The sequence below is a fragment of the Arthrobacter sp. BG3 genome (genome assembly GCF_056680185.1).
In genome coordinates this window covers 1,877,913-1,893,911 of sequence record NZ_CM155270.1, presented here as the reverse complement: position 1 = coordinate 1,893,911, position 15,999 = coordinate 1,877,913, and the positions used below count along the sequence as shown (strand labels likewise).

16 protein-coding genes are annotated in these 15,999 nt (G+C 68.5%); 8 read left to right on the top strand and 8 right to left on the bottom strand.

Annotation, left to right across the window (positions count from 1 at the left end):
• Positions 1-102: 102 nt before the first annotated feature.
• On the top strand, positions 103-708 hold the full coding sequence (locus tag AC1MFL_RS08390) for a malonic semialdehyde reductase (protein ID WP_479814724.1): 606 nt from the start codon (positions 103-105) through the stop codon (positions 706-708).
• A 335-nt stretch (positions 709-1,043) separates the two neighbouring features.
• Entirely contained in the window at positions 1,044-2,207 is a 1,164-nt protein-coding gene (locus AC1MFL_RS08385) for a GGDEF domain-containing protein (protein WP_479814723.1), read from the top strand.
• Positions 2,208-2,295: 88 nt separating this feature from the next.
• On the opposite strand, the gene pgm is transcribed toward AC1MFL_RS08385, so the two are convergent.
• Positions 2,296-3,969, bottom strand: a complete 1,674-nt coding sequence (gene pgm, locus AC1MFL_RS08380) for a phosphoglucomutase (alpha-D-glucose-1,6-bisphosphate-dependent) (protein ID WP_479814721.1) — start codon at positions 3,967-3,969, stop codon at positions 2,296-2,298.
• 125 nt (positions 3,970-4,094) lie between these two features.
• Between pgm and AC1MFL_RS08375 the strand changes: the two genes are divergently transcribed.
• Positions 4,095-4,721, top strand: coding sequence for a DUF4190 domain-containing protein (locus AC1MFL_RS08375; RefSeq protein WP_479814719.1), 627 nt, complete (start codon positions 4,095-4,097; stop codon positions 4,719-4,721).
• Between the two features lie 9 nt (positions 4,722-4,730).
• Here the strand turns inward: AC1MFL_RS08375 and AC1MFL_RS08370 are convergent, their stop codons facing one another.
• The 5 genes from AC1MFL_RS08370 to AC1MFL_RS08350 form a co-directional block, all read right to left on the bottom strand.
• Entirely contained in the window at positions 4,731-5,033 is a 303-nt protein-coding gene (locus AC1MFL_RS08370) for a hypothetical protein (RefSeq protein WP_479814717.1), read from the bottom strand.
• The gene (locus tag AC1MFL_RS08365; RefSeq protein WP_479814715.1) at positions 5,002-5,577 is read right to left on the bottom strand and encodes an aminoglycoside phosphotransferase family protein; all 576 of its coding nucleotides are present in this window, start codon (positions 5,575-5,577) and stop codon (positions 5,002-5,004) included. Before AC1MFL_RS08365 ends, AC1MFL_RS08370 begins: the two co-directional genes overlap by 32 nt.
• Before the next feature lie 4 nt (positions 5,578-5,581).
• The gene (locus AC1MFL_RS08360; protein WP_479814713.1) at positions 5,582-7,051 is read right to left on the bottom strand and encodes a peptide MFS transporter; all 1,470 of its coding nucleotides are present in this window, start codon (positions 7,049-7,051) and stop codon (positions 5,582-5,584) included.
• Positions 7,052-7,242: 191 nt separating this feature from the next.
• Positions 7,243-8,355 (bottom strand): alcohol dehydrogenase catalytic domain-containing protein, encoded by a 1,113-nt coding sequence (locus AC1MFL_RS08355; protein ID WP_479814711.1) that lies wholly within the window; start codon positions 8,353-8,355, stop codon positions 7,243-7,245.
• A 107-nt stretch (positions 8,356-8,462) separates the two neighbouring features.
• Entirely contained in the window at positions 8,463-9,923 is a 1,461-nt protein-coding gene (locus tag AC1MFL_RS08350) for an amidase (RefSeq protein WP_479814709.1), read from the bottom strand.
• Positions 9,924-10,203: 280 nt separating this feature from the next.
• Here AC1MFL_RS08350 and AC1MFL_RS08345 point away from each other — a divergent pair, with 280 nt between their 5' ends.
• From AC1MFL_RS08345 to AC1MFL_RS08335, 3 genes are all read left to right on the top strand, one after another.
• Entirely contained in the window at positions 10,204-10,530 is a 327-nt protein-coding gene (locus AC1MFL_RS08345; protein WP_479814707.1) for a rhodanese-like domain-containing protein, read from the top strand.
• Between the two features lie 18 nt (positions 10,531-10,548).
• Positions 10,549-11,529 carry a prephenate dehydratase gene (gene pheA, locus AC1MFL_RS08340; RefSeq protein ID WP_479814705.1) on the top strand — a complete coding sequence of 327 codons (981 nt, stop codon included), beginning with the start codon at positions 10,549-10,551 and terminating at the stop codon, positions 11,527-11,529.
• Positions 11,530-11,622: 93 nt separating this feature from the next.
• Positions 11,623-11,859 (top strand): hypothetical protein, encoded by a 237-nt coding sequence (locus AC1MFL_RS08335; protein ID WP_226760864.1) that lies wholly within the window; start codon positions 11,623-11,625, stop codon positions 11,857-11,859.
• Here AC1MFL_RS08335 and AC1MFL_RS08330 read toward each other — a convergent pair.
• Positions 11,856-12,920, bottom strand: coding sequence for a diacylglycerol/lipid kinase family protein (locus AC1MFL_RS08330; RefSeq protein WP_479814702.1), 1,065 nt, complete (start codon positions 12,918-12,920; stop codon positions 11,856-11,858). The genes AC1MFL_RS08335 and AC1MFL_RS08330 overlap by 4 nt on opposite strands.
• A 78-nt stretch (positions 12,921-12,998) precedes the next feature.
• Between AC1MFL_RS08330 and serS the strand changes: the two genes are divergently transcribed.
• Both serS and AC1MFL_RS08320 read left to right on the top strand, forming a co-directional pair.
• The gene (gene serS / locus AC1MFL_RS08325) at positions 12,999-14,279 is read left to right on the top strand and encodes a serine--tRNA ligase (RefSeq protein ID WP_479814700.1); all 1,281 of its coding nucleotides are present in this window, start codon (positions 12,999-13,001) and stop codon (positions 14,277-14,279) included.
• Between the two features lie 93 nt (positions 14,280-14,372).
• Positions 14,373-15,245: an HAD family hydrolase gene (locus tag AC1MFL_RS08320; protein WP_479814698.1), complete on the top strand. Its 873-nt coding sequence runs from the start codon at positions 14,373-14,375 to the stop codon at positions 15,243-15,245.
• Between the two features lie 22 nt (positions 15,246-15,267).
• On the opposite strand, the gene AC1MFL_RS08315 is transcribed toward AC1MFL_RS08320, so the two are convergent.
• Complete coding sequence (locus AC1MFL_RS08315) at positions 15,268-15,867, bottom strand: MarR family transcriptional regulator (protein ID WP_301227108.1); 600 nt, start codon at positions 15,865-15,867, stop codon at positions 15,268-15,270.
• Positions 15,868-15,999: the final 132 nt, after the last annotated feature.

Genomic DNA, 15,999 nt, shown 5'->3' with positions numbered 1-15,999 from the left:
TCACGGGGCGAAGCGGGAAGCAGGGGACAGAAGTTGAAGTTGCAACCATAGACAGGAACGAGTGTCCGCCGCCCGGCGGGCGCACCCAGCGAAAGGGACGCCATGACCATCGCCCATGAGGAAGCAGTAATCGACGCCGCCGCAGTGGACGCCATCTTTGCCGAGGCCCGCACCCCCAACACCTTCACCGGCGAAGTCACCGACGAGCAGGCCCGCGCCATCTACGAACTCACCAAGTTCGGCCCCACCGCGTTCAACTCGCAGCCGCTGCGCGTGACCTACGTCCGGTCCGAGGAAGCCCGCGCCACCCTGGTCGGAACCCTCGCGAACGGCAACCGCGCCAAGACTGCCACCGCACCGCTCGTCGCAGTGCTCAGCTACGACACGTCCTGGCAGGAGCAGTGGGACAACTTCCTGCCCGGCTACAACGCGCCCAAGGCAATGTACGACGCCGCTCCGGAGCTCGCCGCGGCCACCGGCAACAACAACGCCCATCTGCAGGCGGGCTACTTTATCCTCGCTGTCCGGTCCCTTGGCCTGTCCGCCGGACCGATGACGGGCGCGGACTTCAGCGCGATCGACGAGGCCTTCTTCCCCGGCGGCGGCCAGAAGAGCTTCCTCGTGGTCAACATCGGCCAGCCCGCCGCCGACGCCTGGGGTGCCGCGAAGCCGAAGTTCGCCTACGAGGACGTCGTCCGGACGGTCTGATTGGATGCGCGGCGCTGACGCAGTTCCGCCGGGCCTGCCGGTGGTGCTGACGCGGTTCCGGCGCGGAGGTGCCTCCGGCACCATGGGGGACAGACCGGAGGCATTCGGGACGTTATTCTGCGGGTGAGCGCAAGGCCGCGTCCGGGGCCGCTTCCCAGTTTAGTCCGCCTCGGGGCCTTAACCACAGGGTCCCCGGGGCTTCATCGAAGGGTCCCCGGGCCGGGTCACATCCGAGATGGTGGTCACAAATTCTGCTTCGGGATGCAATACTAAGGTCACTTGCGGCGCGGAGCCGGCGCGAATCGGGTATTGCGAGCGGACCGGGGGGCCACTACATGCTGCTTGACACCGCAACCCTGCGGGTCGCCTTGGCGGTGGTCGATCTGACCCTGCTGCTGCTCTTCTACTTCATCACGTTCCGCCGGACGCGTTCGGCGTACAGCGGCTGGTGGTGCCTGGCCCTGCTGCTGTTCCTGTCCGGCAACGCGGCATACCTGCTGGACGGGACACCACACCAGATCTGGTCCAACCCGCTCGGCAACCTGCTTCTCGTGGCGGGTGCGGCCAGCATCTGGGCAGGGGCGCGGTCACTGCGGACCGCCAGTCCAAGAATCTGGTATCTCGCCGCGGCCCCGGCCATTACAGCCGTGGCCTCGGTCCTCGACCACCCGGCCACCAACGTGTGGTCCGGTGCGCCCGCCTATCTGGGCTTCATGAGCCTGCTGATCGGCCTTGGCTGCCGGGAGCTGTTCCTGCTGGACCGGCACTTTTCGCGCGTTCACCTCACGCTGGCCGTGGGCTCCGGCATCCTGTCCGGGTACTATCTGGGCCGCCTCGCCGCCTTTCTCGCGGAAGGCAGCGACGGGCCGGTCTTCCAGTCCCTCTTCGGCTCCGTGGTGACGACGGTATTTTCGGCCGTGATCATGGTGGTCGCATCCTTCACAATGGCGGAGCTGAGCTACGAACAGCAGACCCGGGACCTCCGCGCCCGCGCAACGGTGGACGGGCTCACCGGACTGCTGAACCGCACGGCATTCCTGGGCCTCGCCGAGGACGAACTGCGCCGCCTCAGCCGGGGCCGGACCACGGCGTCGCTGATCCTGGCGGACCTGGACCATTTCAAGGCCATCAACGACGAGTTCGGCCACTCGGCCGGCGACACCGCGCTGCAGGCGTTCGCGGAGGCCTGCGCCGCCACGGTCCGTTCCACCGACCTGGTGGGCCGCTACGGCGGTGAGGAATTTATCATGCTCCTGCCGGGGGTGACCCCGGAACGGGCGGGGGAAATCGCCGCGGACATCAGCGCCCGGCTGCACGCTTCGTCGTCACCTGTGATTCCGCGGCTGCCCACCTCCAGCTACGGCATCGCATCGACCGCGCCCGGCCGCGTTGATCTGGAGGCCCTGATCGCCTCCGCGGACGCGGCGCTCTACCGCGCCAAGACCCTGGGCCGGAACCGCTCGGTGCTCGCCGGCGGCCTCGAGGAAGAGCCGGCCTGAGCGGCCCTGGACCGGTCCCGGCCTGAGCGGCCCTGGACCGGTCCCGGCCTGAGCGGCCCTGGACCGGTCCCGGCCCAGGTGCGGGCGGCTAGGAAATGACCCCGTCCACCAGCGCTTTGGCTTCGGCCTGGACCTGCTTGAGGTGCTCGGCCCCCTTGAAGGACTCGGCATAGATCTTGTAGACGTCCTCGGTGCCGGACGGGCGGGCCGCGAACCACGCGTTCTCGGTGACCACCTTGAGCCCGCCGATGGCTGCCCCGTTGCCCGGCGCCTCGGTCAGTTTGGCTGTGATGGTTTCGCCCGCAAGTTCGGTGGCGGTGACGTCCGACGGCGAGAGCTTGCCGAGGGCCGCTTTCTGCTCCCGGGTGGCAGCTGCATCGATCCGGGCGTAGACCGGGTCGCCGAACTGGTCCGTGAGGCCCTTGTAAAGCTGCGAGGGTGACTTGCCGGTGACCGCCGTGATCTCCGACGCGAGCAGGGCCAGCAGGATGCCGTCCTTGTCGGTGGTCCAGACGCTGCCGTCCATCTTGTTAAAGGAGGCGCCGGCGGATTCCTCGCCGCCGAAGGCGCCCTCGCCGGAGAGCAGCCCGGGGACGAACCATTTGAAGCCCACGGGCACTTCCACGAGCTTGCGGCCCAGGCTCTCGGCCACGCGGTCGATGATCGACGAGGACACGAGGGTCTTGCCGATCACGGACTGCGGGTTCCAGCCGGTCCGGTGCCGGTAGAGGTAGTCGATCGCGACGGCGAGGTAGTGGTTCGGGTTCATCAGCCCGCCCTGTCCATCGACAAACGGCGTCACGATCCCGTGCCGGTCGGCGTCGGCGTCGTTGCCGGTGGCGATGTCGAAGGCTGCGGACCCGTCCGCACCAACAGCCATCCGGTTGATCAGGGAGGCCATCGCCGAGGGCGAGGAGCAGTCCATCCGGATCTTCTCGTCCCAGTCGAGGGTCATGAAGGCCCACTGTGGGTCGACGGTGGGGTTGACCACCGTGAGGTTGAGGTGGTGGCGTTCGCCGATCTCGCCCCAGTAGTCCACCGACGCGCCGCCCATCGGGTCGGCGCCGATCCGGACGCCGGCCTCGCGGATCGCGTTGAGGTCCAGTACGGAGGGGAGGTCGTCCACGTAGCTGCTGAGGAAGTCGAACTTGCCTGTGGTGCCGGCGCTGAGGGCCTCGGCGATGGGAATCCGCTTGACCCCGCGCAGGCCGTTCTCCAGCAGTTCGTTGGCGCGGTTGGCAATCCACCCGGTGGCGTCCGTGTCAGCGGGTCCGCCGTGCGGGGGGTTGTACTTGAATCCGCCGTCGCCGGGCGGGTTGTGGCTCGGGGTCACCACGATGCCGTCCGCCTGCGGAGCCCCGGTGGGGGTGTTGTTGTTGTGCGTCAGGATGGCGTGACTGAGCGACGGCGTGGGGGTGTAGCCGTGGCGGGCGTCGATCAGCACGTTGACGCCGTTGGCCGCCAGGACCTCCAGGGCGGAATTCTGGGCCGGTTCGCTCAGGGCATGGGTGTCCTTGGCCAGGTACAGCGGCCCGGTGATGCCTTGGCCGGCCCGGTACTCGACAATCGCCTGGGTGATGGCGAGGATGTGGGGTTCGTTGAAGGAGGCCTTCAGGCTTGAGCCCCGGTGCCCGGAGGTGCCGAAGGCCACCCGCTGGCCCGGGTCGCCCAGATCGGGGGAAACGTCGTAGTACGCATCCAGGAGCGCAGTGAGATCAACAAGGTCTTGGGGTTGGGCAACAGTGCCCGCGCGGCTAGCCATGGCACCAGCATGCCAGACCGGCGGGGAAGGCAACATGATTACGGCCCCTATGACGCGGAAAAATCCTGCCCAGCGCCACGGGACGGCGGTAGGCTGAAGCCAGAGATGTCCAGAGGGGGAAAACCATGACTGACCAGCCGAAACCGGAGCATGACGGGACGCCGGAGGGCTACCAGCCGCCGTCGTACATTCCTGCGCAGGAATCCGACGTCCCCGCGCCGCCGAAGGCTCCTTCGTGGCCGGCGACGGCGAAGATCGAGCAGCCAGGCTATGGTCAGCAGCCCTACGGTGCGCAGGAACAATCCGGGGAGCAGTACGGCCAGCCGGCGTCCGGCTACCGCCAGCCCGCGCCCGGCTACGGTCAGCCCGCCGATCCTTACGGCTCGCCCTACGGCGCGGCACCACAGCCGCCCTATGGTGCGCCTCCGCAGTATGGCCAGCCGGGCAGTCCGTTCAATGCCTACGGGCAGCCGGGCTATTACGGTGTGCCGCCGGAATCCAGGGGCCTGAGCATCGCCAGCCTGTGCTGCGGCATCGCCGCCTTTGTGGGGCTGGGCATCTTCCTCCTGCCGCAGCTCGCGGCAGTCATTCTCGGGCACCTGGCCCTCAAACGCGAGCCGTTGGGCAGGGGCATGGCCATTGCTGGCCTGGTGCTGGGCTATGTGGGGATCGCGCTGACCATACTGGTGGTCGTGATCATTGCGCTGGGGCTGGCCATCAGCAGCTCAAGCTACCGGGGGTACGGGGCCTAGGCTCCTCCGTCAGCCGGTCAGGGCCTCAACGAGCCGGCCGGCGTTGGCTTCGAGCCAGTGGCCGCGGCGGCGGATCATGCCACCCACGCCGTCGTCCCACATCCGGGCCCAGCCGCCGCCGAGTGTGTCTGCGTTGTGCCGCATCCGCTCGTAGCTCAAGGCCGTGGCCTCGGCCCCGAAGGCGGGCAGCCGACGTCGTTCCCCTTCATCCCAGCCGTACGCGTCGGCGAAGATCCGGAGCCGCCGGAACGGGTCGGCCGCCTCCCAGCCAGGCCACGCATCAGCCGGATCCCGGAGCGGAACCCAGTGCATTGCAGCGTTGAGGGAATCCTTGAAGGCCGTTGTGGGACCGGCCAGGTCGAAGTCCACCACGCCGGCAGCGAGGCCGCCGCGGACCACCACGTTCTGGGGGGGTCACGTCCAGGTGGCAGACGAGCTCTGCCGGATCCTGGCGGACCGGGCGCGGCGGGAACGGGTGGTCGTCCGGCACGAACCCCGCCGACGCCGCATGCAGCCGGCGCAGCAGCTCCGCCACGGAGGACAGGAGCTTCTCGGACTGGACCCAGGCCTCCGGGACCGGGCCGGCGCACCGTCCGGGCAGGAAGGTCAGCACGTCCCTGCCCTCCGAGTCCCGGCCGAGGAACCGCGGGGACCCGTCGAAACCGGCGTCTTCCAGCCAGTCGAGGTACGCGGCGACGGCCAGGGACTGCGGCTGGTGCGGGCGGCGGATGGTGCCGCCGACCCGCGCAACGCCGTCGGTGACATCGCCTGCCGGCATGAGTTCGACGTCGGACGCCTCGCCTGCGGCGGGGACGTAGACGCGGGACTCAAGCGGTGCGCGGTGCCTCGGGCTCATCGGCTCAGCGTACGCCGCCCATGAGCTTCTTGATCGCCGGCGAGGCCGCGGCCAGGCCGACGGCCAGCAGCATGGCGGTGCCGCCGATGCCGATGAAGTACGGCAGTTCATCCGCCGGGTTGTAGAGGCCGGACAGGATGCCGGCCAGCGTGGTGCCCAGGGACACCGAGAGGAAGAAGAGTGCCACCATCTGGGTGTGGAAGGCCTTCGGAGCCAGCTTGGTGGTCACGGACAGGCCGATGGGGGACAGGAACAGTTCCGCGAGGGTGAACAGGAACAGGATCCCCACCAGTGCCAGCAGCGGGGTCTTGCCATCCCCGGCCAGCGGGATGAAGGCCAGGAACGCCAGACCCATCACAAAGAGGCCAATGGAGAACTTCAGCGCCGAGCCCGGCTGCTTGCGGCCCAGGCGGGTCCAGAGGGCGGCCATGACGCCGGCGAAGATGATGATGAACACCGGGTTGATGGACTGGACCCAGGCGGCCGGCATCTCCCAGCCGAACAGGTTCCGGTCCAGCTTCTCCTCCGAGTACACGGCGATGAAGGTGAACTGCTGCTGGAACAGCGCCCAGAAGGCGGCGGAGGCGATGTACAGCGGGATGAAGGCGGCGACGCGGCGGCGTTCTGTGCCGTCGACCTTCTTGCTGCTGAAGATCAGGGCGAAGTAGAGCACGGACACGCCGATGGCCGCGTAGGCCATGGACATGGCCAGGTTCCCGGCATTGACGATGCCGGTGGCCAGCAGCACGGCGATCACGGCGGCGATCGCCCCGAAGCGCAGGCCGTATTTGGTGCGCTCGTCGGCGGGAAGAGGGTTGTGCACCCGGTGCGCCTGCTCGGGCAGGTTCCTGCGGCCGAGCGCATAGACCACCAGGCCCACGGCCATGCCGACGGCGGCGGCGGCGAAGCCCCAGTGGAACCCGTGGCTTTCCTGCAGCCAGCCGGTGACCAGCGGGCCGATCAGCGCGCCGGCATTGATGCCCATGTAGAAGATGGAGAAACCGGCGTCGCGGCGTTCATCCTTCTCCCGGTAGAGGCTTCCCACCAGGGCCGTGGCATTGGCCTTCAGCCCGCCGGAGCCGACGCCGACCAGCACCAGACCGGCGATCAGGCCGGGGATGCCGGGCAGGGAGGCGAGGGCGATGTGGCCGGCCATGATCAGGATCGCGGAGCCGAACAGCACCTTCTCGGAACCGAAGAGCCGGTCCGCGAGCCAGGCGCCGAGGATGGTCGAGAGGTAGACGCCGCCGCCGTAGGCGCCGACGAGCCCGGCGGCGAGACCCTGCTCAATTCCCAGTCCGCCCTGATCGGCCGTGAAGTACATGTAATAGAGCAGGATCCCCTGCATGCCGTAGAAGGAGAAGCGCTCCCACATCTCTACGGAGAAGAGGCTGGCCAGCATCTTTGGGTGGCCAAAAAAGGAAGTGTCGCCCGGCGTTGTAGCGGGGGGCGTGGATAAATGAGTAGTGCTCATTTACTTTATGCTGACAGTGTGACGCGGGATTGTCACATTCGCGGCGCCCCGGACCAAGCCACTCGCAGGGTGTTCCGCCCCCGTTTCCACCCCGTTGCCCTATCAGTTGATGCTGCCACTGACGCGGAATAGCAGCCAAAAGTGACAGCGCAAGCTGGAGGGGGCGGCGCCGCGAGGGCCGCCGTCGAGGGCTAGCCGGCGTCGAACATGATGACCTGGCGGACCGCTTTCCCGTCGGCGAGCTGGTCCATGGCCTCGTTGATGTCCGCCAGGGCGATGCGCGCCGTGATCAGCTCCTCGACCGGCAGTTTTCCTTCGCGCCAGAGCTGGGCGTACTTGGGGATGTCCCGGGAGGGCACCGCGGAGCCAAGGTAGCTGCCGACGATGGTCCGGGCCTCGGCCGTGATGGTCAGCGGCGAGATCTGGGCGCGGGCGTCCGGGTGCGGCAGACCCGCAGTGATCGTCGTGCCGCCCGCCTCAGTCGCGGCGAAAGCGGTTTCGAAGGCGCGGGGGTTCCCGGCGCATTCGATCACATATCTGGTCTTGATGCCCTGCTCGATGACCTGCTGCGGGGTGTACGTTTCGTGGGCGCCAAGCCGGCGGGCGTGCTCCAGCTTTTCATCAAGGGTGTCCACGGCCACGATCCGCGAGACGCCCTGGGAGACCGCCGTGATCAGCGCGGCCATGCCGACCCCGCCGAGCCCCACGACCATGATGCTGTCGTGCGGCCGCGGCCGGGCGGCGTTCAGGACGGCGCCGCCTCCGGTCAGCACCGCGCAGCCGAGAACGGCGGCGACGTCCGCGGGGATGTCGTCGCCGACCAGAACGGCCGAGGCGCGGTCCACGACGGCGTGGGTGGCGAAGCCGGAGACGCCCAGGTGGTGGAAGACCTTTTCGCCGTTGCGGTCAAGGTGCATGGATCCGTGCAGGAGCGTGCCTTCCCCGTTGCTCTTCGAACCTGCCGTGCAGGGGAGCCGTCCGTCAGCGGCGCAGTTCGTGCACTGTTCGCAGCGCGGCAGGAAGGACATCACGACGCGCTGGCCCGGCAGAAGGTCCGTGACGGACGAGCCGACCTCGACGACGCGTCCGGCAGCCTCATGCCCGAGCAGCATCGGCACCGGGCGCACCCGGTTGCCGTCCACCACGCTGAGGTCCGAGTGGCAGATGCCGGCGGCCTCGATCCGCACCAGGATCTCGGTCGGCCCCGGGCCATCCAGGTCCAGTTCGGAGATGCTGATGGGCCTGGAGTCCGCGTACGGCCGGGGGCGGCCGATTTCCTCAAGTACTGCACCGGTGATCTTCATTGATCCCTTTCATGGGAAGTTTCCAGACTGGACATGTCCTGACCCTGCTCAGCTAAACCGTATCCGCACCGGCCCCCGAACTCATCCATATCCCGCGGGTCGTGGGGTCAGCATCCCAGCTGGGTGGCCAGCTGCAGCAGCAGCGCCTCGGAGCCCATCGGCCCGATCAGCTGCACGCCCATCGGCAGCCCGGTACCCCTGGCCCCGCCGGTCCAGTGCACCGGGAGGGTGATTGCGGGCAGCCCGCACACGTTGACCATGGACGACCACGGCGCGTACTCGCATTGCTTGCGGTAGTCGCCGTCGGCATCTCCCGTCCATTCGGCCGACGGCCAGTAGCCGTCGCCGTGGGCCGCACCGGTGAACCAGCCCACCGGGCGGGGCGTCTGGGCCAGCGCGGGCGTCAGGATCAGGTCGAAGGCGGCGTACTGGGCGATGGTGTCGCGCCGGAACAGGCGCAGGAAGCCGAGCGACTCGGCCAGTTGCGCCGGTCCGCGCTGCTGCGCGCGGCGCCGGAACGTCCGCGTCAGCGGGGTCAGCAGCGCCTCGCGCTGGGGAACGATCCGGGCGTCCCCGACGGCGGCGGTCCAGGCTGTGGTGAATGCGGCCGGGTATCGGTTGTCGTAGCGGATGGAGGCTTCCGAGGTTTCGTGGCCTGCTGCCTCCAGCCGCCTGATGCCTCCGGCGAGGGCATCGAGGGCCTCGGGGGCCGGGGTGAAGGGGAAGATCGTCTGCCACGGGCTGTCCAGGCTTACTCCGATCCGCAGCCGGGGCGGGTCCTGCCGGGCGAGCTCCAGGTAGCTGGCAGCGGGAACCCCGGCGCTGCCGGTCCCGGCCGGGCCGGGAACCAGCGCAGCCGGCACCAGCGCGTCGAGCAGCAGGGCCGCGTCCGCGGCGGAACGGGCCATTGGCCCGGACACGACCAGGCCCGCCGGGTCGCCGGTGCTTTCACCTGCGGGCGCCAGGCCCCGGCCGGGTTTCAGGCCCACGAGTCCGCAGGCGGCGGCCGGGATGCGGACCGATCCGCCGCCGTCGGAGCCGGGGGCAAAGGGGACCAGCCCCGCGGCCACCGCTGCGGCGCTGCCGCCTGAGGAGCCTCCCGAGCTGCGGCTCAGGGCGTGCGGGTTCCGTGAGGGCGGCGCGATCCGGTTCTCGCTGTACGCCGTGAGGCCGAACTCCGGAACCTGGGTCTTGCCCAGCGAGACCACGCCCGCACTCTTGAGCGTCGCGACGATGGCGCTGTCGGCCAGGGCCGGCTTGTGGTCCAGGGCGGCGCTGCCGTGGGTGGTCACAACACCGGCGACGTCCGTCAGGTCTTTGAAGGCCACCGGCACGCCATGCAGCGGCGGTAGCCCGGTTCCATCCCGCGCGGCCCGGGCGCGGGACTTGTCCGCCGCGGCTGCGTCCAGCAGGGCCTGCTCCGCGGTGACTGTGATGAAGGCGCCCAGGTGCCGGTTTTCGGTGGCGATGCGGTCCAGGAAATGCTCGGTGGCCTGCCCTGCGGACAGCTCGCCGGAGCGCAGGGCGTCGCGCAGCTCCACGGCGGAGAGTTCATGGATCTCAGCCAAGGGAACGCGGCCCCGTTTCCCCGGCCGTCCGCCCCGCGGGACATGCCCAGTGGCCGGGCCGGCGGTTGGACATAGTGGGATTGTGCCCATTCCTGGCGGCAAGGGGAGGGCATGTCCGGCGGGGGGAAGGGCGGGGAACTGCCGGGATGGTGGGCCGAACAGTTGCCGTGGATCTCCTTTGCGCCATGCCAAAAGCGTAACCTGCTGCCGGGTAAGGGTGCGGTGCCAGTGGCTGGCGATACGCTGGAGGCAGACCATGCATTCTGCGGAAGGGACGACTATGAGCGACTTTGTCACCGTGACCGTGTCCGGCATCCCTGAAGGGGCCACGATCCTCGACGTCCGCGAAGACTACGAGTGGGCCGCGGGCCACGCTGCCGGGGCGCTGCACGTCCCCCTGGACCAGCTCCCCGCCCGGCTCGGGGAACTCGACCCGGACGAGGACCTCTACGTCATCTGCCGGACCGGCGGCCGTTCCTTCCGCGCCGCCCAGTGGCTCACCGGGCAGGGGTATTCCGCCCTGAACGTCGCTGGCGGCATGGACCAGTGGCTGGAAACCGGAATGCCGCTGGTGTCCGACAACGGACTCAAACCCGTCATCCTGTAGTTGAAGAAAGAAGCGCCGATGCCTGCCTCACCCGTCACGTACACCTTCCTCGGACCCGCGGGAACTTTCACTGAGGCGGCCCTGATGCAGGTGCCCGATGCGGCGCAGGCCATCCGCGTTCCCGCCTCCAACGTCAATACGGCGCTGGACAAGGTCCGTGACGGCTCGGCTGACGCGGCCATGGTGCCGATCGAGAACTCCGTGGAGGGCGGCGTGACCGCCACCCTGGATGCAATCGCGACCGGACAGGAGCTGCGGATCCTGCGCGAGGCCCTCGTGCCGATCAGCTTCGTGCTGGTGGCCCGCCCCGGGACCCGGATCGAGGACATCCGCCGGATTTCCACCCACAGCCACGCCTGGGCACAGTGCCGGCTCTGGGCCGACAACACCATTCCGGACGCGGAATATATCCCGGGATCCTCGACGGCCGCGGCGGCGATGGGTCTGCTCGAAGGCGATATCCACTACGACGCGGCAATCTGCGCCCCGATTGTGGCCGCCGAACAGCCCGGGCTCGTGGTGCTGGCGGAGAACATCGGCGACAATCCCGGTGCGGTCACGCGTTTTGTGCTCGTCGGCCGGCCCGGGGAGCTGCCGGCGCCCACCGGCGCGGACAAGACCACCGTGGTGGTTCCGCTGCCGGAAGACCGCCCCGGCGCGCTGATGGAGATCCTGGACCAGTTCGCCACCCGGGGTGTGAACCTCAGCCGGATTGAGTCGCGGCCGACCGGCCAGTACCTGGGCCACTACTTCTTCAGCATCGACGCCGACGGCCACGTGGCCGACGCCCGCATGGCGGACGCCCTGGCCGGCCTGCACCGGATCAGCCCGGCCACCCGCTTCCTGGGGTCCTACAGCCGGGCCGACGGGCACCGCACGGTCGTGGAGCCGCACACCTCGGACCAGGCATTCCGGGCGGCGCATGCCTGGGTCAAAGACATACTGTCGGGGGCATCCGTGGTGCCGGAATATACGTCCAAGGCTTCGCCCACAGCGTAGACAAATGCCACATCAGGCACTTCCGCCCCTTGGAAACTGTGCGTATGCTTGCCTGATCCATATTGGGGAAGTCCTCTACCGAGGGAGCAGGTCATGGCAGATACCAGCCTAGAAAATGACGGCCAGGGAATGATCGTGAATCCCAAGCCGACCGCAGACAACCAGGACTGGGACGGCGACGACGCCGACCGTGCAGACCGGCTGCGCTTCGAGGAGGAGCAGGCCATGATCCGCGAGCAGTCCGAAGCGCGTGCCGCCAAGGCCGCAGCGGAAGCGAAAAAGTCCGCGGATGCGGCGAAGGAAGCCTCCAAGAAGGAAGCCAGCGCCTAATCTCCCTCGGTGCCGTCCTTGACCCGGACGAGCAGCGAGCCGGGGGCAATCTGCACGGCGACCTTCGTGGCGGGGCCGGTCGGATCGCCGTCGACCTGTGTGGGCATAGGCTCCGCGCAACGAATTGTGATCTTGCCGGAACGGTAGTACGTCATCACCGGCAGGTTCCTCTTGTGCTTCAGCACGATCTTCCAGTACATCGCCAGCCAGCCGATCGCACTGCGCGGACTCATCACCACGACGTCCAGCATGCCGTCATCGATCATCGCCTGGGGGATGAAGTCGATCCCGCCGGGGATCAGCCCGCAGTTCGCGAACAGTACGCTGCGGATCTTCCGGCTCTGTTCCGGCTGGTCGTCCAGCGAGATGGACACCTTCTTGCGGCGCCCCGGGAGGTGCCGCACGCCGGCCTCGGTGTAGGCCAGCCAGCCCACGGCCTTTTTGAGACCGTCGTTGGTGTCGCCCACAACCTCGGCGTCCATGCCTATGCCGGCGATGACCAGGAAGGTGTGCTCCGCGGACTCGTTCGTGCGGGAGTTCTCCACCCGCATCCGCGCCGTGTCGATGAAGCGTTGGTGGCCGAACAGTGCGGTCTGGACACTTCCGTGCAGGTCACCCAGATCCAGGTGGATGTTGCGGGCCAGCAGGTTGCCGGTGCCGAGCGGGATCAGGCCCATGGCGACGTCCGTGCCGGCGAGGATGTCAGCCACCACCCGGACAGTGCCGTCACCGCCGCCCACGAGGACGACGTCGGCGCCGTATTCGACAGCGGCCCGCGCCTGGGAGAATCCGGGGTCCTCGGCGGTGGTGTCGAAGAACCGCGGGGGCACCCAGCCTGCCGCGGAGCAGGCATTTTCGATCATGCTGCGGGCCTCATCGGACCGGGACTTGATCGGGTTCATCACCACGGCCACCTTCTGCTGCCCCAGGCCCGGACTGTGCGTTTGCTCCCACACGGCGCTGCGCGTGTGCCTGGCCTTGAGCTTGCGCACTCCCCACCAACTGGAGACGGCAAACGCCAGGACTCCAGCGATGACGAGGTAGAGCATCCAGTCGCGCATTGTGCTCCCACACTATCCCGCCGGCGGCCGGTGCCCGGATTGCCCGGGAACGGTGGCCGGATTGGATAGTCTTGTCAGGTGATCGACGTAAAAGACCTCAGCGAAAATCCGGACAAGTTCCGGGCCAGCCAGCGCGCCCGCGGCGCCGATGAATCCGTGGTGGACGCGATCATCGTCGCGGACTCGGCCCGGCGCGCCGCCCTGATCCGCTTTGAAAACCTGAGAGCCGAGCAGAATGCCTTCGGCAAGAAGGTGGCGCAGGCCAAGGGCGAGGAGAAGCAGGCCCTGCTGGCCGAGGTCAAGGTTCTCGCGGGACAGGTCAAGGCCGCCTCCGCCGAGGCCGACGTCGCGCAGGCCGCCCATGAGGAACTGTTGCGCGGCATCCCCAACCTCATCGAGGACGGGGTCCCCGAGGGCGGCGAAGACGACTACATCGTGGTCAAGACCGTCGGCACCCCCCGCGAGTTCACCGACTTCGAGCCCAAGGACCACCTGGAGATCGGTGAGCTGATCGGCGCCATCGACATGGAACGCGGCGCCAAGGTGTCCGGTTCGCGCTTCTACTTCCTACGCGGCGCCGGCGCCAGGCTGGAGATGGCGCTGCTGCAAATGGCCATGGAGCAGGCCATCGACGCCGGCTTCGTGCCGATGATCACCCCGACGCTGGTGCGCCCCGAAACCATGCAGGGCACCGGTTTCGACGTCAAGCACGACGCCGAGATCTACCGCCTCGCCGAGGACGACCTCTACCTCGTGGGCACCTCGGAGGTGGCCCTCGCCGGCTACCACGCGGACGAGATCCTGGACTTCTCCGCGGGCCCGATCCGCTACGCCGGCCAGAGCTCCTGCTACCGCCGCGAGGCCGGCTCGCACGGCAAGGACACCCGAGGCATCATCCGGGTCCACCAGTTCAACAAGGTGGAAATGTTCGTCTACACCACCGTTGAGAAAGCTGCGGCCGAGCACGCCCGGCTGCTGGCCTGGGAAGAAGAGATGCTGGCTAAGTGTGAACTGCCCTACCGGGTGATTGACACCGCCGCCGGTGACCTCGGCAACTCCGCGGCCCGCAAGTTCGACTGCGAGGCCTGGGTTCCGACGCAGGGCGCCTACCGCGAGCTCACCTCGACCTCCAACTGCACCACGTTCCAGGCCCGCCGGCTCAACATCCGCGAACGTGTGCTGAACGAGGACGGGGCCCCCAAGGGCACCCGGGCCGTCGCCACGCTCAACGGCACCCTCGCCACTACGCGCTGGATCGTGGCCATCCTGGAGCACCACCAGAACCCGGACGGCTCCGTCAACATCCCGAAGGCCCTGCAGAAGTACCTCGGCGGCATGACGGTCTTCCCCGTCATCTGAGCCTCCGTCCGTCAACAGCTGTTCACCCCGGGTTCACCGCGCGCTGTGGCCTGCGTCCTAGCGGCGGTCGGGGGTGTCTGCTCTACTTGTGAGATGACAACATTGACTGAAACCTCAGTCGCTGGCAACGATGACCGGCGAGACAACAACCAGAACTACCCAGGCACCACGGCGCACAAGCTGATGGTCGCGCTCGACGTCGACGGCACCCTCGTCGATCACGACGGACACATGTCCGTTCCCGTCCGCGAAGCCGCCCGCGACGTCGTGGCTGCGGGCCACCACGTCACCATCGCAACCGGCCGCTCCCTGAACGCGACGCTGCCGATCATCGAGCACATCGGGATCGAAAACGGCTACGCCGTGTGCTCCAACGGCGGTGTCACCCTGCGCCTCGACTCCAGCCTGTCCGACGGCTACGAGATCGTGCACAAGGCCACCTTCGACCCGGGCCCCGCGCTCCGCGCCCTGCGCAAGCGGCTGCCCACGGCCAAATACGCACTGGAGGACGAGGACGGCAACTTCCTCTCCACCGAGCGCTTCCAGGACGCGAGCTTCGGCGTGGAGGCAATCGGCGTCGACTTCCAGACCATGCTGGACGCCACCGCGGTGCGCGTGGTGGTCTTCAGCGCCGAGAACACCCCCGAGGAGTTCAACGCGGCGATCCGGCACATCGGCCTGGCCGGGGTGACCTACTCGGTGGGCTGGACGGCGTGGCTGGACATTGCCGCGGCCGGCGTCACCAAGGCCAGCGCCCTCGAGCACCTCCGCGGCCGGCTGGAGATCGAGGCGCACCGCACGGTCGCCGTCGGCGACGGCCGCAATGACATCGAGATGCTCGGCTGGGCGGCCCGCGGCGTGGCCATGGGCCAGGCGCCCGAGGAAGTCATCGCCGCCGCGAACGAGGTCACCCACTCCGTTTTCGACGACGGCGCCGCCCACGTGCTGCGCAGCCTGCTGCTCTAGGACCGCAGGAAGACCGCGCGGCTCAGCGCACTTCGAGGATCAGGCCCAGCAGCCTGGCCGCGGCGGGCCGCGCCGCGTGTTCCTCGTTCCACTGCGCCCGCGCCACGGCCTTGCTGACCGCCTGGGTGGTGATGCCGAGTTCCTCGGCCACCGCCTTTTGCTGCCCGCGGACCCCGGGGGTCAGCAGGTCAAGTACCCGCCATTCCGCTGGGCTGCGGTCGTGCACGATGTGGCCCAGCAGCCGCAGCACCGCCTCGGACTCGGCGGCGAGATCGGCCTGCGGGCCCTCCACGGCCACCGGAATCCTGTCTTTGCCGTTGCGGAGCCGGTCGACGGCCCGGCGGGCATAAATCAGCCCGTGGCCGGTGGCGTCCTTGATCTGGTTCGGCAGGGGTTCATTGACCGGCCCGACGCCGATGCCGACGTACCAGCTGCCGGTCCGCAGCGCGATCATTGCCGCGTCGACCGCCTGCCGGGGGCTGTCCACAATGCCCTGGACCTCGTCCTCCACGGAGCGGTCGAAATCGAGGCGCGCCGGGATGTGCCGCAGGTCCTTGAGGAGCTGCGGCACACAGTCGCCGTCGCGCCTGCTGTCTGTTTGGTTGATGGTCAGCGTGAACATTCTGGATCCACACTACCCGGTGGCCAGAGGCTGGCAAACGCGCCAGTCCAGCGCCGTCAGCTGACTAATGAAGGGGGCGGCAGCCGCGCTTTCCACGCCAGGCTAGGCGGTTCGCCAGGCTTCCACGATGGG